This is a genomic window from Frigoribacterium sp. PhB116, assembly GCF_004364285.1.
Taxonomy (GTDB): domain Bacteria; phylum Actinomycetota; class Actinomycetes; order Actinomycetales; family Microbacteriaceae; genus Frigoribacterium.
On sequence record NZ_SOBE01000001.1, the window covers coordinates 678,601 to 700,569 of the forward strand.

The window sequence follows — 21,969 nt, forward strand, 5'->3', positions numbered from 1 at the left end:
GCGTCGATACACTCCCCATCATGACCCACCTGAGCGCCTCCGCCGGCGACCCGCGCCGTCCCCTCACCGCCGACGGGAGCGTCGAGCTCGCCGTCCTCGTCCGTTCGGGCCTCGAGGAGAGCCGCCACCTCGGCGCCGCGGTCGTCGTCGGGCCGGACGGGGCCGTGCTCCGCTCGGTCGGCGACGTCGGGGCTTCGATCTACCCCCGATCCTGCCTCAAGCCGCTGCAGGCTCTCACCGTGCTGCGCGCCGGCGTCGACCTCCAGGGGCCGCAGGCGGTGCTCTCGACCGCCAGCCACGCGGGCACCCCCGCCCACCTCGAGGTCGTCGAGGCGATGCTCGCCCGCGGCGACCACGACGAGCACGACCTGCTCTGCCCCGCCGACTGGCCCGGCGACCGCCGCAGCGCCCGCCTGCTCGACGAGCCCCGTCGCGCGGCCATGAACTGCTCGGGCAAGCACGCCGCCTTCCTCCTCGCCTGCGACCAGCAGGGCTGGGACACGGCCACCTACACCGCGATCGACCACCCCCTCCAGGCGGCAGTGCGAGAGACCGTCGCCGAGTTCACCGGCGAGGTCGTCGACCACGCCGGGACCGACGGCTGCGGCGCTCCCGTGTTCGCCACGACGGTCACCGGCCTCGCCCGGGCCGTCGGCCGGGTGGCCGGGTCGGCGGGCGACGTCCGAGACGACCGAGACCCCGACGCGGCGCACCTCGTCCGCTCGGTGCTCGCCGACGCGTGGGCCGTCGACGGCCCGGGACGGGACAACACGGTCACGATCGACGAGCTCGGCGTGTTCGCCAAGCTCGGGGCCGAGGGCGTCATGGTGATGGGGACCACCGGCGGCGTCGGGGTCGCGGTCAAGGTGCTCGACGGGAACGTCCGCGCCGGCACCCTCGTCGCCCTGCACCTCCTCGTGGAGCAGGGCGTCGTGGAGCAGGCTGCCGCCGACCGCGTCACCGCCGCGACCCTCGAGAAGGTGCTCGGCGGGGGCGTCCCCGTCGGCTCGCTCCGACTCAGCGGGGCGCTCACGGCTGCTCAGGCGTGACCCGCTGACGGCGACGTCCGTCGGGGGCGTCGGGGGCACCGGCGGCGTCGGGGGCGTCGGGGGCGTCGAGCACCGACGTCCACGCCGGAGCGACCGGCACCGAGCAGGCCGTGCCGTCGCGTCGGACGACGGCCACGGCACCGTGGCGCGAGATCTCGACGACGCAGGCGGCGGACGGGCCGGAGCCACCGCCTCCTCCGCCCTGCCCTGCCTCGGCCTCGGCAGCCCGGCTCTCTCCCCCGCCGTGTTCGTCGGCCACCGTCGGCTGCCAGGTCACGAGGCCGTCAGGAGCGCCCCGGTGCCGCAGCTGGGCGCGGTAGCCGCCCGCGAGGGACCGGGCCAGCAGCTCCGGGCCCCGCACGTGCACCCCGCCGGCGGCGTCGACGCAGAGCGGACCGTCGGACAGCTCGGCGACGCGCCGTCGGAGCACCTCGGTGCGGGCGTGACGCACGACGGCGGTGCCGGTGTCGCCCACGAGGACGATCCCGCTGTCGACCCGGCCGCTGCCGAGCACCACGAGCGAGCGCACGCCCACGACCGGTGGGACCTCACCTCGACGGAGCCGTTCCACGAGGTCGGCCGAGGTCGGCCAGACGTGCTGCAGGGAGCGACGACGTGAGTCGAGCCGGGCGTCGCAGATCGCCTCGGTCTCGTCGAGGGCCGCGAACCACCGGTCTCGGGCGGCGCGGGCCGCCTGCCGTCCGACGAGGCCCGCGAGGCCCTGCGCCGAGGCCACCGACGCCCCGGCCAGGAGGACGGCGAGGAGGTCGAGGTCGCCACGGGCCGCTCCCGCACCCCCGACCGTCAGGCCGGCGACCAGGGCGGCGGCGACGGAGAGGACCCGACGCGACGGCTCGGGCGACGGAGAGGGCACCACGACCACGCCGGGCGAGGAGGAGGTGGTCGCGGTGTCGGGGACGGTCACGAGGTCAGCCCACCACGACGACCCGGCACCGTGGCGGCTGTCCCCGACCCGAGGTCGGACCTCGGCTCGGAGAGCGGCCTGGGGAGGGATCAGCTCACGTGATCAGCTCACGATGAAGAACTGCTCGCCGATCTCGACCCTCGTGCCGCGGGCCACGCGCACGCGCGTTCCCGGCTCGACACGTCGCGCGGGCTGCTCGTGGGGCCGCACGACGGTGCCGTTGCCCGACCACCGGTCGCTCACCCACAGGGCCCCGAGCTCCTGACCGAACTCGAGGTGGGTCTTCGAGACGGACTTGCCCGGGTCGGCGATGCGGACGAGGTGGTCGAAGCGCTCCCCCGGCTGGGGCGACGGCGCCCGTCCGAGCAGGCCCGAACCGTCGACGGTGACGCTCTCGCCCGTGCTGAACTGGAAGAGGTACTCCGTGCCGACGGGGCCCCTCCTCACGAGACGGGTCTCGTCGACGTCCTCGTCCGTGACCAGTCGGGAGCGGGCGTCACCGGCGAGGAGACCCGACAAGGCCGACGCCGGCGCAGCCGTCGGCATGGGAGGCAGGTCGGGGAGACCAGTCGCGCCGTCTCCTCCGGGCGCCCCTGCCCAGCGGCCGGGGACCGCCCCGGGCTTGACCGGCGGCTCGGACGACGGAGCGGTCGGGCGGTCGGCCTGTCGCTCGGGCGGCAGCTCGGCACGGTGCTCGTCGACGACCGGAGTCGCCTCGCCGCCCGCGTCGACGACGTTCTCGGGATCGGGTGCGGGTGCGGGTGCCGGTGCCGGTGCCGGTGACGCTGCCGCAGCGCTCGGACGCCACTCGGGCGGCAGCGGGGCGACCGGTCCGGTGAAGGACAGCGCAACCGACTGCACGACGGCCCCGCACTCGGGGCAGAAGATGTCGTCCTCGTCGAGCAGGGCGCCGCAGTGCGTGCAGTGCTCGACGACCTTCTGCTGACCGGGCTCGACCAGCGGGACAGGGTCGCCGTCCGGCACCGGCGCGACCGCCGGGGAAGCGCCGGGGACGGCCCGAGGCAGCGGGGTCACCGGAGCCGTGTCGCCGGCCACGCCGTCGGGAGCGGGAGCCGGTTCACGGAGGGGCACCGGGGCCACGGGGTCGGCCGCAGACGGCCGCCCTGGCTCGGACGACTGCCCGGGCTCGGATGCGTCGGGACCGGGGTGGGGTGCCACCTCGGACGAGAGCTCGGGCTCGGCGGCGTCCTCGCCGTCGTCGGCTCCGGGGACGGGCCCCGCGGGGTCGGCCGGTCCCGGCGTCTCGTCCGGCGCCGTCTGGGTCTCGGTCGTTCCCGGGGCGGAGCTGTCGTGTCCGTCACCCGAGTCGTCCCCGTCGGCCGCGGCCGAGGAGTCGACGGCTCCGCCGCCCTCGGGACGGGCGGCGTCGTCCGCCGGGCGGGCCGCGGGGGGCGTCTCGTCGTGCGGGGCCGGGACGTCGTCCTCGGCGGGCAGCCGCGAGAACGACGCCGTCCACAGGGGGGCCGACGTCGGTCGCGGGCCGTTGTCGGCGTGCGGAGTGGGCGCACGCAGAGGTGCGGGCGCGGGCGCCGGAGCGGCCGCCGGCGCCACGGAGTCCGCAGGCAGAGGAGCCGATGCCGGTGCCGGTGCCGCCGGCTCCTCGACCTCCGACGGCGACTCGGTCGAGGGCTCGGCGGACGACGGATCGTCCTGTCGTGCGCGGGCCTCCGCCTCGCGGTCGACGAGGGTCGCGTCAGCGCCCGTGGTCTCGACCGACCGGGCCGGGACGATCCACGCGGGAGGCGCCTCCTCCGCTCCGGCCTCGGCCGCGCGACGCTCGCCCCCTGCGCCCTCGTCCCCAGGATCACGGTCGGGGGCAGCCTCGTCGCGTGCGGCCCCGACGGGTGCCTGGTCGACCGGCTCCTGCTCGACGCGGCGGTCTCGGACCCACCAGGGTGCGTCGCCCGACGTCGTGGGCCGCGGCGGCTGGCGGAGCTGCCACGCCGGCGGCTCGGCCTGCGCGCCCGCGCCTGAGCCGGCTTCCGCGCCCTCGTCGCGACGTGCGGCCGCCGCAGCGACGTCGGCGCTCGTGACGGCGCGGCCGCACACTCCGCAGAACATGGCGCCGACGGGCAGCGGGCTGTCGCAGGTGGGGCAGTGCATCGGGACCTCTAACGCTCGGGACGTGTCCCGCCATGGTATCCACGGAGCGAGCGGAGCGAGACCGCGGCCTTGGCGCGCTGCCACCGCGTCAGGTCGGCGTCGAGCGACCGGCGCATCTCGGCCACGGCCGCCCAGACGCGGTCGGCGTCCTCGGCCGGCGGCGGCGTCGGGGCGAAGACGGCCCGGTCCGCGACGCGGGCCAGCACGGCCGGCCGGGCCCCGCCGACCGCCTGGGCGACCTCGCTCCGCGTCCCCGACCGCGGGGTCTCGATGCCGTGGTCCACGACGGCGTCCTCGAACTCGCGCCACCCGCCCGTGATCCGCGACGCGGCGTCGGGAGCACGACGTCGGGCACGGCGACGGCGCAGCTTGACCGCCACCACGGCCAGGAACGGCGCCGCGACCACCCCGGCGACGAGCGCCGTCCAACCGATCACCCGGACGACGACGAGCAGCACCGCCAGCCAGGCGGGCGCCGTGTCGGGGTCCTCCTGCTCGGACTGCGGCGGCGTCTGGTCGTCGCGCACCTGAGGCTCCTGCGGCGGCGGCTGGACGACCGACTCTGGGCGCGAGACCTCGCTCGGGTCCTGCACGACGTCCTCGGGGATGGGGCGCTCGGCCGGGACGGGATCGAGCGCGACCCAGCCCGCCTGGGCCGTGTCCACCTCGATCCACGCGGTGACGTCTCCCCCGCGCACCGGCACCGGGCCGGTCGCGTCGGCGAGCTCGTCGGCGTCCGGGACGAAGCCCATGACCACTCGCGAGGGGAAACCGAGCTCGTCGGCCATCAGGGCCGCGGCCGTCGCGTACTGCTCGGCGTCGCCGACCATGACCGGGTCCGTGAAGAGCTGGGCGATGCGCGCCGAGCCGTGGCCCGACAGGCTGATCGGCTCGTCGGCTCCGACACCGTGGCTGATGTAGCCGTCCTCGGCGAGCAGGTCGAGCACGGCCTGCAGGCGGGCGCCCGGTCCCTGCACGCCCTCCGCCGCCTCCTGCACGGCGTCGGTCAGCTCGTCGGGGACGGCACGGGGCGAGGGGACCCGGGCCGAGCCGGGCGTGAGGCCCTCCAGCTCGCCCTCGGCGGGCTGGTCGGGCAGCACCGCCTCCAGCCGGTAGCGGTCGCCCTCCTCGAGCCCGCCGACGACGGCGGCGGTGCCGCTCGTGTCGTTGTAGAAGAAGGCGTCGCGCCGGTCGGTCGCCGTCGCGCCGCCGAAGTCGATCGACTCGAACTTGCCGACCGTCGGCAGCCAGACCCCGCTGTACCCGTCGACGGTGACGGCGAGGGTGGTCTGTCGCCCGGACACCCCCGACTGGTCGAACACCGAGGGGACCCGGTCGAAGGAGCCGGACTCGCTCGTCACCTCGTCGCTGCCGACGGTGTACGCGACGCCGTCGTACGTGTCGAGCGTCGCGAGGCGCAGCAGCTGGCCGGTCGCGAGCCCCTCGACCTCGAAGAGCGTCTCGTCGACCGTCGGGTCCTGCTCGTAGACGCGGAACCTCGTCAGCGGGCTGACCACGTCGCGGGGGTCGAAGGGCTGGACGACGACGGTCCGCGCGACGGTGCGCTCCGCGGCGGGAGGGACGACGGCCACGGCGCCCGCGGCGGCGGCTCCGGCGACGACGAGGGTGACCACCGTCCCGGCGACGGCCCTCCCGGCGACGGAGCCGTGTCCGTGCGCCCGTGCGCCCGCCGAGCCTCCCCCGAGGGCCTCGACGGCGAGCCGGCGACGACGGAGGCGCCACCAGACCACCCAGGCCACCGAGACGGCGAGCACCGTGAGCCCCGAGACCACCGGGAAGAAGGCCTGTGCGGGGCCGAGGACGATGCCGGCCAGCCAGACGACGACGGGGCCGAGGGCCGCGAGCTCGGCCCGGCGCGACCGCAGGGCCGTCGTCAGCCCCACGACGGACGCCAGCAGCAGGAGGACGAACACGGGCACGAGCAGGGACTCGTAGCTGCCGACCGGCAGGGTGATCGTGACGAGCTGCTTCCAGGCGAGAGCGGTGCCCGTGACGAGCTGGCCCAGGCCGCCGAGCGTCGGCACCACGCCCCACAGGGCCTGCGACGGGACGGCGAGCGGCACGCCGAGCAGCAGGTACGCCGCGACGGTGAGCACCAGCACCCCGAAGCTCGAGAGCCGCAGCACCGCCCCCGCGACAGCGACCACGCTGCCCACCGCCACCGTGACCAGCGCCAGCACGACGAACTCGGCGCTCCGGTAGACGGGCCAGAAGACCGCCGCGGCCGCCAAGAGGGCCACGACGTGCAGCCCGCTCGCGAGCAGGACGAAGGAGGCGCGCAGCCGGGGTCGGCGGACGCGCGTCCGGAGATCGCCCGGCCGGGACGCGGCGGGAGCCTGGGCGCCGGTCATGTGGCGGCCGCCCGGGCGAGCGACTTCTGCAGGTCCTCGAGGTAGCCGATGGTGAGGACGGTCAGGTCGCTGATCCGCGTCATCCCGGGCACGGCCTCGGGATCGCAGACGATGGCGACCGCCTCGACGCCGACCGGGAAGTGCAGGCCGGCCGAGCGCAGCTGGGTCAGGGTGGCGGTGCTGCCGACGACGAGGAACGCGACGGAGACGCCTGCGACGCGGTCGCCGGCCACACGGGCGACGTCGACGATGCCGAGGGCCGACTCCGCGTGCTCCACCACCGCGAGGTCGTCGAGGAGGCGCGTGCGGGTCAGCGTGCTCAGCGACCGGATCTCGAGGGTCTTGCGCTTGGCGAACTCGGGCGTGCGCTCGCTGACGACGACGCTCACCTCGCGGGCGTCGCGCACGGCCCGCGCCCCGAGCGAGCCCGCGACGCTCACGGCCAGCTCGAACTCGTCGTCCGAGGCGAAGTCGGCGGTGGCCAGGCTGAGCGCGATGACGATGTGGCTCCGCCGGCTCTCCTCGAACTGTCGGACCATGTAGGTGCCGGTCTTCGCCGTCGACTTCCAGTGGATGTTGCGCCGCTCGTCGCCCGGCTGGTACTCGCGGAGCGCGTGGAACGAGATGTCGCTCGGCGAGAGGTCGCGGGTCGGGTTGCCCTCGAGGTCGCGGATGAGGCCCGTGCTCGTGCTCGGGATGCCGATGGTGCGGGGGTGGACGAACATCTCCGTGACCCCCGTCCAGTCGAGCTCGCGCCGCACCAGCCCGACGGCGTCGCCGCGGACGGTGCGGACGGGACCGACCCGGATGACGCCGCGCCGCTGGGTGGGGACCGAGAAGGTCTCGGTGACGCTGTCGCCCCCACGGAGGCCGGGCAGGCTGATCTCGGCGAGACCGGCCCCCACCGGGATCTCGACCGAGACGCCGAGGATGCGGCGGCGGGTCGGGTTCTCGACGACGACGCTGCCCGAGGCGGGCTCCCCGACCGTGACGCGCTCGTGCGGGATGTCGAGCGCCACGCGGAACGCGTTGCGGCCGATCAGGCTCAGGCCGGCGACGACGAGCACGACGAGCGCGGCCCAGGCGACCACGACGAGCTCGACCCAGCCGAGCAGGTAGCCGACGACGAAGCCGACGGGCACCACGACGAGCACGGCCCAGCCGACGGGCGTCACGACGCCCGAGACCGCCCGGAACGCCCGGGTCAGCCACGCCCTGGCAGAGCGGAGGAGGCGCACGGCGAGGACGAGCGCGTCGGCCACGGGTCCGGAGCGGTCGCCCACGATGCGGGTGCGCGCGTTCGTGAGCCCCCGGGTCCCCGTCGCGAACCCGCCGTCGAAGCCCGTCCGCGACTGCGTGCGGCCGCCGCGGGTGTGCGTCCGGCCGCGGGACGCGTCGCGGTCCCGACGTGCGCGGCTGTCGGTGCTGCCTGGTCCGGCGTCGCTCACACGGCGATCCGCTCGGAGGGCGGCGGCGTCTCGATCAGCAGCTGGCTGACGATGCTCGACGGCGTCACGCCGTCGAACTCCGCCTCGGGGTCGAGCACCAGCCGGTGGGCGAGCACGGGCTCCGCGAGGGCCTTGACGTCGTCCGGCACGACGTAGTGGCGCCCCTGGGAGGCGGCGTAGGTCTTGGCGGTGCGGACGAGGGCGAGGGCGCCTCGCACGCTGACGCCGAGCCGCACCTCCTCGGCGGTCCGCGTCGCCTCGACGAGGCGGGCGACGTAGTCGCTGATGGTCGACTCGACGTGCACGGTCCGGGCGAGCTGCGCCATCTCGGTGACGACGCCGGCCTGGACGATGGGGCTGAGGCTGCCCTCGTGGACCCGTGTCGCGGAGCCCTCGAGGATCCGAACGGTCGCCGCGTGGTCGGGGTACCCGATCGACGTCTTCATGATGAACCGGTCGAGCTGGGCTTCGGGCAGCCGGTACGTGCCGGCCTGCTCGACGGGGTTCTGGGTGGCGATCACCATGAAGGGGCTGCCGACGTCGTGGCTGACGCCGTCGACCGTGACCCGGCTCTCCTCCATGACCTCGAGCAGGGCCGACTGGGTCTTCGGGCTGGCCCGGTTGATCTCGTCGGCGAGGACGATGTTGGAGAAGATCGGCCCTCGGTGGAACTCGAACTCCCCCGCCTTCTGGTCGTAGATGCTCACCCCGGTGATGTCGCCGGGCAGCAGGTCGGGCGTGAACTGGACGCGGTTGCTCGTGCCCTGCACGCTCTGGGCGATGGCGCGGGCGAGCGACGTCTTGCCCGTGCCGGGGAAGTCCTCGAGCAGGAGGTGCCCCTCGCTGAGCAGCGCCGTGAACGACAGTCGCACGACGAACGTCTTGCCCAGGAGGACCTGGTCGACGTTCGCGACGAGGCGACCGAAGATCTCGGAGAACCAGGTCGCCTGCTCGGGGGTCATGCTCATGCGGTGTTCGTCTCTCTCGTGGTGGTGTGAGTGGCCATCATCCTGCAGAACACGCGGTCTCCAGGTACTTGGGATCGTCGTAGGTCGCCCCGTTCGCGTCTACCCTGCTGACCACGCGGACAGCGTCGGCGTTCGACGGGACGACGGACGTCCGGGTGTACGGAACATCATCATCCGGCCCTGCCGACGCCCACTCCCTGGCCAAGGGGATGCCCCCGACGTCGAGGGTGACGAGTCGGAACTGGACCGACATCGAGGTGAGGACCGCCTCTGACGCGTTCCGGGGATCGACCACGTCGAGTGGCTGACCGACGTTGCAGATCGCGCTGGGTGCCCGCGTCGTCAGCGGGACGGCCGAAACCGCATCCGAGGCCGGGCCGCACTCGACACGCGTCGCGCCGGAACGACATCCTCGGAAAGCCACGGTGACGATCGAGCCGTTCGCGGCGTCGTTGGCGATCGTCCGATCCCCGCCCGTGGGGACGTCTGCCCATGCGCCACCCGCGACTCGGTACTGGTACTTGTCGACCGCACCCGAGGCGTTGACCTGATCGACGGCCAGCTTGAAGAGTCCGGAATCGCCGGTCGAGACGACTCGGACGGTGCCGGTGGCTTTGCCCGGGGGCGTGACGCTCTCGCTGGCAGCGATCGCCGAGGAGCAGAACAACCCGTTCGAGGCGACGACCGTGTAGGTATAGGACCCCTCTGGCGGCGAGTCGTCGACGACCGTCGCCGAGGTGTTCTCGACGATGCGCTGCCCCGACGCCGTGCACCCTTGTGCAGGGGCTGCACTGCCGCTCTGGCGGTAGACGGAGAAGGTCATCGTTGCGCCCCCGGCCGCGACGGGCGCAGTCCAGCGAACGGTCGCGTCGTTGGCCGTCGACGTCGCCGTGACAGCGAAAGATCCGGGCGTCCCCACGGCCGTTCCCCTCGCGACTCCGCTCCGTGCCCAGTCCGCCTCGCTCGAGACCTGTGCCCGGTTCTTCGCGTAGACGCGCACGTCGTACGCAGCGCCCGGTGTGCCTGCGAATGAGGCTGTCGTGGTCGACGAGGCGATCGCCCCAGGGGCGTCCGCCGGACCGGTGACCTCGACCACGTAGCCGCCGGCACCCAGCACGGGGGTTCCCCGCTCTGGCTTGGGCACGGGGTTCCACCGGACGACGAGCTCGTTCGGCGTCGTGGACGACGGCGTCACCGTGACTCCGGTCGGCGCGGCCGGGACGAAGTCGGCGCTGTACGAGGGGCTGGCCGCGCTGGGAGCCGAGTCGCCGAGGCCGTTCGTGGCGACGACCGTGAAGCGGAACGTCTGCTCGGGGTCGAGGTCGGTCAGCGTGCAGACCGTGGTGAGTCCGCAGTCCTTCGAGTACGAACCGCCCGCGCTGCCCGTGCCCGTCAGGCGGAAGCGCGTCAGGGGCGAGTTGTTCGCCTGGGGTGCGGCGTAGCTCAGGGTCAGCTGGCCGCCCGTGAAGGTGCCGGTGCGGACGGGAGCCGCCGGAGCGTCCGGGACGTCCTGCACGGAGATGGTCACGTTGCCCCACACGTACCGGTCGGGGTCGTCCGTGACGTCGGCCACGCGGTACTGGAGGTTGGTGTCGCCGGGCTGGGCGCCCTGCCCGACGGTGACGGCGAGGGTGCGGTTGTCGGCGCTCGGCGTGACGCTGACGCCTGCCGGCAGCCCGCCTCCGCCGAGCCCTCGGATGTCGACGACGCGCAGCGGCTGGCCCGGGAACGGGTTGGTCGCCTGGTCGTTCGCGAGCACGTCGATCGAGGCCGAGGTGCCACGGCGCACCGCCTGCGTGTCGGCCGCGGGCTGCGCCAGGGGCCTGCTCGAACCGACGACGGCCAGGCGGATCGCCCCGGCCTGACCCGTCGTGACGGCGTCCGCCACCGACACGGGCAGCGCGCGTGTGGTGCCCTTGGGCGTCCCCGAGTCGGCCGTGATCGTGATGTCCCGACCGGAGACGCTGACCGCGAAGCCGGGCACCGCCTGGGCGTCGGCGCTCCAGCGGAGCTCCGAGAGGTCGTCCGGGTACGGGTACGAGGTGAGGCGCTGCAGGTCGAGGGTCCGCGACTGCCCCGGCTCGAGGTCGACGGAGGTGCCGGTGAAGGTCGGCGGCTGGTTCTCCCGCGGGGTCACCGTGATGGGCAGGACCAACGTCGCCGTGCGGCCCGAGGGGTCGTCCGCGGACGAGCCGTCGGTCACCTCGAACGAGACTGACGCGGTGCCGAAGTAGAGCTCCTCCGACGTGTAGGCCAGGGTGGTCGGGCCGACGACGAGGTCGGAGCCGTCGGCGTGCGTCGCCATGACCGAGTCGTCCCCGGTCAGGCGGATGCTCTTGCCGCCGGCGGCGATGACGTACCGGGTGAGGTCGATCGTCAGCCGGTCGCCGCTGACGACGGTGAGGGGACGTGCGGTCTTGTCGAGCTGCGGCAGCGCGTCGTCGAAGCCCGGGACTCGGACGAACGCGTAGGTGCGGACGGCAGGGTCGTCGGGGTGCGACACCGAGAACGGGATGATCTGGCTGGAGTCGGTGATCGTGACCCGCACGCGGCGGTCCGGCGTGATCTGCGAGGTCGTGTCGTAGCCGGGCTCGAGGTCGAGCCCGAGCGAGGAGACCGGGCCGTCGGCGAAGAAGACGTTGGTCAGGACGTTGACGTCGACCGACTGCCGCCCCGCGATGTCGCTGAGGTCGAGCACCGTGTCGTCGACGACGGGGTGGTTCAGCGGCGCGTCGGCGTCGACGTTCACCGTCACGAAGCTCGAGCTCGAGCCGCCCTGCTCGTTCTCGACGGTGTAGACGAGTCCGTACTGCCCCTCGGCCGCGGGCGGCCGCACGGCGATCATCGTCCCGTCGACGACCTCCGCGGTCGTGTCCGCGTCGTTGGCCTCGACGCCGGTGACGGACAGCGCCCCGCCGTCGGGGTCCGAGTCGTTGTCGAGCACGCGCACGGTGATCGTGCCGCCGGGCCGCATGGTCACGTCGTCGGCCACGGCGATCGGGTTGCGCGAGCCGTCGGCCCGTGCCGAGATGCCGATCCGTACCTTGCCGCTGGCGCGCGCGCCCAGGCCGTCGACGACGGTGTAGGTGAAGGTGTCGGTGCCCGCGCTCGTGCCGTTGGCCTGGTACTCGATCGAGTCCGTCCCGACGCTCGTCACGCTGCCCTTCTCCGGGTTCGTGCCGACGCCGAGCAGCGAGACGCTGTCCCCGTCGGGGTCGACGCCGTCGAGGGGCACGGTCACGCGGACGGACTCGCCCGCGACGACCCGGGCCGTCACGGTCTGGGGCACGGGCGGGTTGTTCGTCGCCACGTCGGCCTCGCGCACCGCGATGGTGACCTGCGCGGTGTCGCGTTGACCGTCGCGTCCCTCCACCGCGTAGACGGCGGTCACGTTCCCGGGCGTCGTCGGGGCGAGGTACCGCAGGATCGAGCCGGACGCGAAGAGCAGCCCGCCGTCCGTCGGGACGTCCTGGACGAGGTCGGGCACCAGCGTGATCTCGTCGCCGTCGGGCTGTTCGTCGTTGGCCAGCACGTCGATGTCGATGGCGTCGCCGACGCGCACGGTGACCTGGTCGTCGGTCGCGACGGGCGGCTGCGTCTGCGAACGCCGCGGCGTCTCGATGACGGTGACCGTGCCCTCGGCCGAGGCCAGGCCGTTGGTGACCGTGTAGGTGAAGGTGACCGGTCCCTCGTCGAGGGGCGCGGCCAGGGTCAGGCGCAGGTACCGCTGGTCGAGCGTCTCGACGCGGACGCCGGACGACAGCGGGACCTCGGAGGTGGACGTCACCATCAGCACGTTGCCGGCAGGGTCGTGGTCCGTCGCCACCACGTCGAGGGTCTGGCTGCTGAGGGTCTCGACGAAGACCGTCTTCGGCGTCGTGACGGGCGGGCTCGACGGATCGGGCGGCGACTGGACGTCGACCCTGATGGTGCCGGTCGCGGTCTGGTCGCCGTCGGTGACGGCGTACTCCAGGTTGTGGGTGCGGACCTCGTCGCTGACGAACCGGAACGTGCCTGCCTCGTAGCTCGGCGTGACGGTCGAGCCGTTCTTCGCCGGCACGCTGTTGAGCCGGATGGAGCCGGAGCCCCCGCTCGCGTACGGGAGGGGACGCACCGTGATCTGCTGGCCCGCGTAGGCCTGCACCGAGAAGGAGTCGGCGGTGAGCGGCGACGACCCCGCGACGCGGATCGTCATGCTCCCTCGGCCCTCGACCTGGCCGTCCGAGACGACGAGCCCGACGTCGAGCGTCGTGGCGCCGGCGCCCGCGTCCTGGTAGACGACGTCGCCCGACGGCTTGTACGAGACGCCCTCGCCGCCGGCGGCACTGGTCAGGTAGAACGCGTCGCCGTCGGGATCGACCCAGTCGCCTAGCACGGAGGTCGTCACGCGCCCCGACGACGACACGTCGGCCGAGGTCCGCCGCACCTGTGCCGGGGGGCTGTTCTCGCCGGGCGCTCGCACGGTGACGGTCACGGTCGCCGTCGCGGTCCCCCCGCGCCCGTCGCTGATCGTGTAGTCGAAGCTGAACGACCCGGTCGCCTCGTCCGTGAGGGTGAGCAGCACCTGCTGGCGGTCGTTCACGACGTCGAGGCGGCCCGTCGCCGGGTCGAGGTCGGACACCTGGTCGACGACGAGGGGGTCGCCGTTGGGGTCGTAGTCGTTCAGCAGGACGGAGAGGGTGCTGGCCCGACCCGGGCGCGCGCCGAGGTCGTCGTCGATCGCCACCGGGGGCTTCTGGTCGGGATCGAGCTCAGGCGGCTCGTCGGTGGTGTCGTTCTCTTCTTCTTGCTGCTCGTCGTCGCGGTCGAGGAGCTCGTCCCAGTTGTCGATCAGCTGGCCGCGGCTCTGCACGGCCCAGCTGCTGCCCCCGACGGGGTCGCTGAGCACGGTCCGACGACCGTTGACGTCGAAGACCAGTGCGGCCGCCCCCGGCACGCCGTCGAGCTGCATCACGCCGCCCCGAGCCCGCGAGCAGTCGCTCCAGGCGGTGCCGCCCGACCAGGCCGCGTACGTGCACGTCCCGACGACAGCCGGCCGTGCGGGCAGCCCCGTCTGGTCGGTGACGACCTCGCTCGGCTCGCCCCCGTCGAACGGGACCCGCAGCAGCGACGTGCTCGTCGCCACCAGGACGCCGTCGCCCTCGTCGGAGGCCTGCTGGAGCGCGAGCCCGCCCGCGGCGGAGCTCGAGAGGTCGACCTCGTCGCCGTCCACGACGAGACGCCCGGCCTCGACGTCGAGCACGGCCCAGTGCGTGCCCACGCTCGTGACCTGGTGCTCGCCGGGGCCCGTCAGGGACGTCGACCGGGTCGAGTCGACGTCGAAGGCGTCGCCGGGGCCCACGCGCGACACGTCGCCGCTGGCGGCCGAGAAGACGGTGACCGTGCCGTCCGGGGCGACGCTCGTGACGGCGTCCTCGCCGAGGCTGAGGTCGGCGTCGTCCTCCGCGCTGAACGTCGCCAGGTCGGAGACGGGCAGGCTCCACAGCTCGCCCGTGCCGCCCGACACGACCACGGCCCGGTCGCCGGACAGGAGGACGTCGGGCGAGTCGGGCGGCAGGGGCACGCTCTCGCCGATGGTGGAGGTCGCCGGGTCGACGATGCCGACGGTCGCGCTGCTCCGGTCGACCATGAGGACGGCGTCGGACGACTGCGCGACGGACAGGTCGCCTCCGGTGCTCCTGACGGCCGCGTTCAGCTCGGCGACATCGGTGTTCGCCCGGCCCAGCGCCGTGCGCGAGCCGTTCGCGACCCAGACGGTGCCGTCGTCGAGATCGAGGCGCTGGGCCTCGTAGCCCGTGCTGGCCACGGCCACGGTGACGACGAGCGCCGTGACGGCGACCACGCTCACGCCGGTCGCCACGGCGGACCGACGTGACCGGGCCCAGGCGCCGAGGCGCGTCACTCGCCGCCCCCGGCCACGGCACACTGCTCGCCGCTCGGCTCGCCGCTCTGGCCAGCCCGGTTGACGCTCACCGTGATGCAGAGCTGCTCGCCCGTGTCGGAGGCGCTGGCCACGAAGCGGTTGGACGTCTGCTGGCTCGTGTCCGAGCCCGTCGAGATGATGTAGGCGTCGCCCGAGCGGAGGCCCGGGTCGCTCCAGGTGAAGACGACGGACGAGCCCTCGGTCGTGGCCGAGATCTCGGAGACGCGCGGGATCTCGGTCGACGTGGCCCGCACGAGGACGAGCGTGGCCGTCGCGCCCAGGCCGATGGCGACGACGGCCGCGGCGACGAGCGACCAGACGAGCACGAGGGCACGACGGCTGCGGGGCGCTGGTCGGGTCCCCGTGCTGCGCGGCACCGCCCTGCTGTGCCCGAGTCCCGAGCCGTGGACGGCCGCCGCCTGCGCCTCCGTCACGCGACGGCGTCGGCGACGACGTCGGGTCGACTGCACCGGGGCGGCACCGCGGAGGCGCGTCCTGTCCTCGAGGTCGGCCACCGTCGCGAGGGCCCAGTCGTCGACCGCGACCTCGATCGGGGTCTGCCCCACGCCGAGCTCGGACTCGACCTGCTGCAGCTCGCGCAGCAGCTCGAGGACGCTCGCCTGCCGCTGCTCCGGTCGCCTCGACATCGCCCGGGCGAGGATGCGCTCGAGGCTCGCGGGGACGTCGGTGCGGCCGGTCGGCGCCAACTTCGCCTTGTCGATCCGCCCGATCAGGTCGGAGGCGCCGTTCTTGTCGCTGCCGAGGATCTCGAAGGGGCTGCGGCCGGCGAGCAGCGAGTACACGGTCGCGCCCAGCGACCAGACCTCGGACTCGATCGTGCCGTTCGTCTCGTCGAGGAGGACCTCGGGCGCCGACCAGGGGATCGACATGCCCACCGCCTCCTGCGGCTCGCTCTCGCTCAGCGAGGCGGCGATGCCGAAGTCGGACAGGACGGGGTGGCCGTAGGCCGTCATGAGGATGTTCGAGGGCTTGACGTCGCGGTGAAGCACGCCCTGACGGTGAGCCGTCTCGACGGCGCTGCCGATCTTGACGCCGATCCGCAGCACGTCCGCGACCGGGATGCGGTCGCGGCGGTAGCGCTCGCTGAGCGACGACGAGCAGAGCTCCATGACGAGGTACGGGCGGCCGTCGGCCGACACGCTCGCCTGGTACACGGTGAGGATCGAGGGGTGCGCGCTCAGCTGGGCCATGAGGTTGGCCTCGGCCTGGAACATCTGGCGGACCTGGTCGTTCACGACCTCGGTCAGCATGACCTTGACGGCGACCTGACGCCTCGGCATGTTCTGCTCGTAGAGGAAGACGTCGGCGAAGCCGCCGGAGCCGAGCACGTGGACATGCGAGAAACCGGGCAGCACCGGCGGCGGGGACGGCAGTCGTCGTGCCACGTCACCCTCCTCGGCTGTCTCCGGCGTGCGCCCGCGCAGGACGCGCCGACACGCTGCCGGCCCTCGCCATTGTAGGTCGGGCCCTCGGGGGCCGTGCCCCGTCCGGCTCGGACGGGGGACGACCGACGGGCCCCCACTTCGGGGGAGGAAGAACGCCTCGACGCCTGTGGACGACGGCCGCGGCTAGGCCTCGGGCAGCTCGGTCGCTGTACCCCGGACGTCGACCACGACGGCCGTGACGTTGTCGCGGCCGCCGGCCTCGACGGCCGCACGGACGAGCGCCGACGCCGCGGCGTGCGACTCCGGCTGCTCGGCGAGCACACGCTCGATGTCGGGGCCGGACAGCTCCTTGGTCAGCCCGTCCGAGCAGACGAGGAGGCGCAGGCCGGCGCGAGCGGGGATCCGCCAGTAGTCGGGACGCTGGTCGACGTCGAAGCCGACGGCCCTCGTGATCACGTTGCTGTCGGGGTGGGACTCGGCGTCCTCTGCACGGAGGAGGCCCGCGTCGACCATCTCCTGGACCACGGAGTGGTCGACGGTGATCTGCTGCAGGGCGCCGTCGGCGACGAGGTACACCCGCGAGTCCCCCACGTTGAAGACCGTGAACTCGGCCTCGCCGTCCTCGCCGGAGAGGAACACGCCGGTGGCGGTCGTGCCGACCCCGAGCTCGGTCTCGGCCGCGGCCACGGCGATGTCCGCCGTCGCACGCCGCAGCGCATCCTCGAGCTCGTCCGTGCTGAGGCTGTCCCGGACCGCCGCCTCGGCGATCCGCCGCACCACCGCGTCGCTGGCGACGTCGCCGGCGCTGTGCCCGCCCATGCCGTCCGCGACGACGAAGACCGGCGCCTCGGCGACGTAGCTGTCCTCGTTGTGCGCGCGGCGGAGGCCGACGTCGGTCACGCCCGCCCAGTCGATCGACAGGCCGGGCGCGTCGGCGGCGAGGGGGTGGGCGGTCGTGGGGCGGCCGAGCTCTGTCACGGGCGAGGTCCTTCGTGGGCTGAGGGTCGGGGAGGCGGGAGGATCTCGAGGAGGTTGCCGTCGCCGACGTCCACTATGGTCCCTGCCAGCGCCACGGACGACTCGCCCTGCCGGAGAGTCACGGGAAGGCGTCCGGGCATCGTCACGACCGTGCCGTTCGTCGAGCGCAGGTCGGTGACGACGACGGTCGCGCCCACCTGCTCGACGCGGACGTGGCTGCCCGAGACCTCGCCGGTCGGCGAGGGCACGACGACGAGGACCATCGGGGCACCGGTCGGGACACGCGGGGCAGCCGGTCGTCGACCGACGACGACGGGGCCCTCGAGCCGATGGCTCTCGCCGCCCACGCGGAGCGCGTGCACCCGACGGGCGGGCTGCGCGGGCGGGGCCGGGGGCACGGGCGGTGCGCTGCGGCGCTCGTCGTGGGTCCTGGCGCGGGGACGCACGACCGTGTCGTCGTCAGGGACCGGTGACGTCGCGGCCCCACGGACGACGAGGACGGTGTCGTCGAGTTCCTCGCCGTCGTGTGGATCGGATCGTGTCACGGTGTCCTCACGAGGGGGTGGTCGAGGAGGCGCGTCACGCCTCGCGACCACGCTACCGGTCGATCGCTCCCCACCTCCGCGCGTCGCGCCTCCTGGCGAGGTCCCTCCCCAGGATCCGCCGGCCTCACCCTCTCCACAAGTGCCGCAGCCGAGCACGACCTCGCGGGAGCACCTCCGTAGCGTGCCCCCATGCCCGACCTCACCCTCGTCCCTCCGCTGGCGCCGGGGCTGCACGACGACCCGGGCGACGTGCGCTTCGTGCGGCTCCACTCCCCCGTCGGTCGGATCGAGATCCACAGTCGACGGGACGCCGTGGAACGCGTCCTCGTCGACGACGGACGAGGCCTGCCCCACGACGGGCTCGTCGAGCACTCGGACGACCTGCTCGAGGCCGCCCGACGGCAGGTGCACGACTACTTCGACGGCCGACGTCGTCAGTTCGACCTCCCTGTCAGGCCGATCGGCACCGCCTTCCAGCTGTCCGTCTGGTCGGCGCTCGTCTCGGTCCCGTGGGGGCTGACGACGACCTACGGGCGCCTCGGCGGTGCTGTGGGGAGCCCGCAGGCCGGGCGGGCCGTCGGCGGCGCCGTCGCGTCGAACCCCCTGCCGTTGCTCGTCCCGTGCCACCGGGTCCTCGGCCGGACGGGCGGCGTCACCGGCTACACGGTCGGCCGGGGCGTGCCGACCAAACAGTGGCTGCTGCGCCACGAGGGCATCGTCTACCGGATCGGGCCCGTGCCGGTCGTCTGACCGGGGTCCCCGAGCAGCGATTCGGACACCAGGACGAGCTCACCCTCGGCCGACGGCTCGAGGACGATGCCGGCCCTCCGGGCCCACGCGAGGAGGTCGTCCAGCCCGGCGAGCTCGGGGCGGTCCTGGAGGAGGCGACCGACGAGCAGCCCCTTCGACTTCTTGTTGAAGTGGTTGAGGGCTCGACGTCGACCGGACGCGTCGGACACGACACGGACGAAGACCGACCCGGGGCACGGAGCAGGCCCGAGCGCGACATAGCCCTCGGAACGGAGGTCGACGACGAACTCCCCTGACTCGACGACGTCGGCCAGGACGGACGCTACCGAGTCGGACCAGGTGGATCGGAGCGACGCCACAGGCAGACGGGAGTCGTGGGACAGCCGGTACGCCGGGATCGGGTCCCCCGCCCGGACCAGCCCGAACAACGCAGAGTGGACGGCCACGTGCTGGTGAGCCCACCGCCAGCCCGTCTCGTCCAGCTCGTCGACCCCGACAGGATCGAACAGGACCCCGGTGTACCGCGCCAGGGCCGGCATCGTCGGCGAGGACTCGACCCTTCTGTTGCGCTCGACCTCGTCGGCGAGACGCGGTCCGAGCTTCAGGCCGGACATCATCGCTTCTCGATCGGACGAGAGAGCCAGGAGGCGGTCCGTCACGTCACGACGGACCTCGCTCAGCTGCGGGAACGACAGGGACGCGAGGTCGAGCCCGGACATGCCGCTGCCCCCGTCCAGTTTGGTCTCGGACGGGGGCAGCAGGAACAGCACGGTGGATCAGGCAGGGTCGGAACGAAGGTCAGGCCAGCTGCGCGTTGCGCGCGACGACCGTGACCGTGTCGTTCTCGACGGAGAGGAACCCGTCGTCCGCCGTCGCCTCGACGGTCGAGCCGTCGGTCAGGCGGACGCGGACCTTGCCCGTGGCCAGGATCGCCAGGAGAGGCTCGTGACCCGGCAGGATCCCGATCTCACCCTCAGCGGTACGGGCGACGATGGACGACGCCTCGCCCGACCACACCTCGTGGTCGGCCGAGACGACGCTCACGGTGAGAGCAGCCACGATCAGCCGTTCTCCTTCTGGATCTGAGCCCACTTCTCTTCGACGTCGGAGATGGACCCGACGTTGAAGAAGGCCTGCGTGGCGACGTGGTCGAACTCGCCGTCCGCGATCGCGGTGAAGGACTCGATGGTCTCCTTGAGGGGGACCGTGGAGCCCTCGACGCCGGTGAACTTCTTCGCCATGTAGGTGTTCTGCGAGAGGAACTGCTGGATCCGGCGCGCGCGAGCGACCGTGATCTTGTCCTCCTCGGAGAGCTCGTCGACACCGAGGATGGCGATGATCTCCTGCAGTTCCTTGTTCTTCTGAAGGATCGCCTTGACGCGGATCGCCGTGTTGTAGTGCGCCTCGCCCAGGTACCGGGGGTCGAGGATGCGGCTGGTCGAGGTCAGCGGGTCGATCGCCGGGTAGAGGCCCTGCGAGGCGATCTCACGCGACAGCTCCGTCGTGGCGTCGAGGTGCGCGAACGTCGTGGCGGGGGCCGGGTCGGTGTAGTCGTCGGCAGGCACGTAGATCGCCTGCAGCGAGGTGATCGAGTGACCACGCGTCGAGGTGATGCGCTCCTGGAGCACGCCCATCTCGTCGGCGAGGTTCGGCTGGTAGCCCACCGCGGACGGCATGCGGCCGAGCAGCGTCGAGACCTCGGAACCGGCCTGCGTGAAGCGGAAGATGTTGTCGATGAAGAGCAGGACGTCCTGCTTCTGCACGTCACGGAAGTACTCCGCCATCGTCAGCGCCGACAGGGCGACACGGAGGCGCGTCCCCGGCGGCTCGTCCATCTGGCCGAACACGAGGGCGGTCTTGTCGAACACCCCGGCCTCGTCCATCTCGGCGATGAGGTCGTTGCCCTCACGGGTGCGCTCGCCCACGCCGGCGAACACGGACACGCCACCGTGATCTTGCGCGACGCGCTGGATCATCTCCTGGATGAGGACGGTCTTGCCGACGCCCGCACCCCCGAAGAGGCCGATCTTGCCGCCCTGCACGTACGGCGTGAGGAGGTCGATCGACTTGATGCCGGTCTCGAAGAGCTGCGTCTTCGACTCGAGCTGATCGAAGGCCGGGGGCTTGCGGTGGATCGGCCAGCGCTCGGTGATCTCCACCTGCTCGTTGCCCTCGAGGTTGAGGATCTCGCCGGTGACGCTGAAGACCTTGCCCTTGGTGACGTCTCCGACGGGCACCGAGATCGGAGCACCGGTGTCGGTGACCTCCTGGCCGCGGACGAGGCCGTCCGTCGGCTTGAGGGCGATGGCACGGACCAGGTCGTCGCCGAGGTGCTGTGCGACCTCGAGGGTCAGCTCGCTCGTCGTGTCGCCGATGGTGATCGTCGTGTGGAGCGCGTTGTACACGCCCGGGATGGCGTCGTGCGGGAACTCGATGTCGACGACGGGGCCCGTGACCCGGGCGACTCGCCCGACGCCGGGAGCCGACTCGGTCGCGACCGGCGCGGTTGCGGTGTCAGTCATGGCTTCTCTCTCTTCGGATGGTGATGCTGGGGGGCAGATCTACTTGGCCGAGCTGAGGGCGTCTGCGCCGCCCACGATCTCGGAGATCTGCTGCGTGATCTCGGCCTGGCGAGCGTTGTTCGCCAGACGGGTGAAGTCCCGGATGAGGGTGTCCGCGTTGTCGCTGGCGGCCTTCATGGCCTTCTGGCGAGCAGCGTGCTCGGACGCCGCCGACTGCAGCATCGCGTTGAAGATGCGGCTCTCGATGTAGACCGGCAGCAGCGAGTCGAGCACCTCGGTGGCGTCGGGCTCGAAGTCGTACAGCGGCAGGATCTCGTCGTCGGCGGGCGCCTCGACGCCCTCGACGACCTCGAGGGGAAGGAGACGGACGACCTCGGGAACCTGGCTGACCATGTTCACGAAGCGGTTGTAGACGATGTGGATCTCGTCCACGCCGCCCTCGGACGCGTCCGTGAGGAACTTCGCCACGACAGCGTCGCCGATCTCCTTCGCAGTCGCGAACTCGGGCTGGTCGGTGTTGCCCGTCCAGATCTGCTCCGAGTCGCGCTTGCGGAACGCGAAGTAGTTCTGCGCCTTGCGACCGACGAGGTAGAACACGACGTCCTTGCCCTGTCCGCGCAGCAGGGTCGCGAGCTGCTCGGCCTCCTTCAGCGTGTTCGAGCTGAAGGCGCCGTTCAGGCCGCGGTCGGACGTGAACACGACGACCGCTGCACGCTCCACGGTCGCGGGCTCGGTGGTGAGGATGTGGTCGACGTCCGAGAACGTCGCCACGGCCGAGACCGCACGCGTGATCGCACGTGAGTACGGCCCGGAGGCCTTCATCCTGGCCTGCGCCTTCTGGATGCGCGAGGCCGAGATGAGCTCCATCGCGCGCGTGACCTTCTTGGTGGTCTGCGCGGACCGGATCCTCTGGCGGTAGACCCTTAGCTGGGCTCCCATGACTCTCCTGTTGTCTCGTC

15 protein-coding genes are annotated in these 21,969 nt (G+C 72.9%); 2 read left to right on the forward strand and 13 right to left on the reverse strand.

Translation table 11 applies throughout. The features are described 5' to 3' along the window. Positions 1–20 precede the first annotated feature (20 nt). Positions 21–1,049 (forward strand): asparaginase, encoded by a 1,029-nt coding sequence (locus EDF20_RS03075; RefSeq protein WP_133737662.1) that lies wholly within the window; start codon positions 21–23, stop codon positions 1,047–1,049. On the opposite strand, the gene EDF20_RS03080 is transcribed toward EDF20_RS03075, so the two are convergent. From EDF20_RS03080 to EDF20_RS03120, 9 genes are all read right to left on the reverse strand, one after another. After that, complete coding sequence (locus EDF20_RS03080) at positions 1,030–1,974, reverse strand: hypothetical protein (protein WP_133737663.1); 945 nt, start codon at positions 1,972–1,974, stop codon at positions 1,030–1,032. The two genes, EDF20_RS03075 and EDF20_RS03080, sit on opposite strands and share 20 nt — an antisense overlap. Positions 1,975–2,076: 102 nt before the next feature. Further along, positions 2,077–4,098, reverse strand: a complete 2,022-nt coding sequence (locus EDF20_RS03085; protein WP_133737664.1) for a zinc-ribbon domain-containing protein — start codon at positions 4,096–4,098, stop codon at positions 2,077–2,079. Between the two features lie 8 nt (positions 4,099–4,106). Further along, a complete protein-coding gene (locus EDF20_RS03090; RefSeq protein ID WP_133737665.1) occupies positions 4,107–6,470 on the reverse strand; it encodes a transglutaminase domain-containing protein in 2,364 nt (787 codons plus the stop codon). Beyond that, a complete protein-coding gene (locus EDF20_RS03095; RefSeq protein WP_133737666.1) occupies positions 6,467–7,918 on the reverse strand; it encodes a DUF58 domain-containing protein in 1,452 nt (483 codons plus the stop codon). The genes EDF20_RS03090 and EDF20_RS03095 overlap by 4 nt, the downstream gene beginning before the upstream one ends. After that, entirely contained in the window at positions 7,915–8,886 is a 972-nt protein-coding gene (locus EDF20_RS03100; protein WP_123546296.1) for a MoxR family ATPase, read from the reverse strand. Before EDF20_RS03100 ends, EDF20_RS03095 begins: the two co-directional genes overlap by 4 nt. 37 nt (positions 8,887–8,923) lie before the next feature. Then, complete coding sequence (locus tag EDF20_RS03105) at positions 8,924–14,734, reverse strand: Ig-like domain-containing protein (RefSeq protein ID WP_133737667.1); 5,811 nt, start codon at positions 14,732–14,734, stop codon at positions 8,924–8,926. A 50-nt stretch (positions 14,735–14,784) separates the two neighbouring features. Further along, a complete protein-coding gene (locus EDF20_RS03110) occupies positions 14,785–16,215 on the reverse strand; it encodes a serine/threonine-protein kinase (RefSeq protein WP_123546300.1) in 1,431 nt (476 codons plus the stop codon). A gap of 183 nt (positions 16,216–16,398) precedes the next feature. After that, positions 16,399–17,193 (reverse strand): protein phosphatase 2C domain-containing protein, encoded by a 795-nt coding sequence (locus tag EDF20_RS03115; RefSeq protein ID WP_123546302.1) that lies wholly within the window; start codon positions 17,191–17,193, stop codon positions 16,399–16,401. Then, positions 17,190–17,738 carry an FHA domain-containing protein gene (locus tag EDF20_RS03120; protein WP_123546304.1) on the reverse strand — a complete coding sequence of 183 codons (549 nt, stop codon included), beginning with the start codon at positions 17,736–17,738 and terminating at the stop codon, positions 17,190–17,192. Before EDF20_RS03120 ends, EDF20_RS03115 begins: the two co-directional genes overlap by 4 nt. Before the next feature lie 189 nt (positions 17,739–17,927). On the opposite strand from EDF20_RS03120, the gene EDF20_RS03125 reads away from it, so the two are divergent. After that, positions 17,928–18,488, forward strand: a complete 561-nt coding sequence (locus tag EDF20_RS03125) for a methylated-DNA--[protein]-cysteine S-methyltransferase (RefSeq protein ID WP_233568958.1) — start codon at positions 17,928–17,930, stop codon at positions 18,486–18,488. On the opposite strand, the gene EDF20_RS03130 is transcribed toward EDF20_RS03125, so the two are convergent. From EDF20_RS03130 to EDF20_RS03145, 4 genes are read right to left on the reverse strand one after another with little or no spacing between them, the layout of a single operon-like run. Beyond that, a complete protein-coding gene (locus EDF20_RS03130; protein ID WP_133737668.1) occupies positions 18,458–19,258 on the reverse strand; it encodes a peroxide stress protein YaaA in 801 nt (266 codons plus the stop codon). The two genes, EDF20_RS03125 and EDF20_RS03130, sit on opposite strands and share 31 nt — an antisense overlap. A gap of 28 nt (positions 19,259–19,286) precedes the next feature. Beyond that, complete coding sequence (locus EDF20_RS03135) at positions 19,287–19,547, reverse strand: F0F1 ATP synthase subunit epsilon (protein ID WP_123546308.1); 261 nt, start codon at positions 19,545–19,547, stop codon at positions 19,287–19,289. 2 nt (positions 19,548–19,549) lie between these two features. Further along, on the reverse strand, positions 19,550–21,010 hold the full coding sequence (gene atpD / locus EDF20_RS03140) for a F0F1 ATP synthase subunit beta (RefSeq protein WP_133737669.1): 1,461 nt from the start codon (positions 21,008–21,010) through the stop codon (positions 19,550–19,552). 39 nt (positions 21,011–21,049) lie between these two features. Then, positions 21,050–21,949, reverse strand: coding sequence for a F0F1 ATP synthase subunit gamma (locus EDF20_RS03145; protein ID WP_123546312.1), 900 nt, complete (start codon positions 21,947–21,949; stop codon positions 21,050–21,052). Between the last annotated feature and the right edge of the window lie 20 nt (positions 21,950–21,969).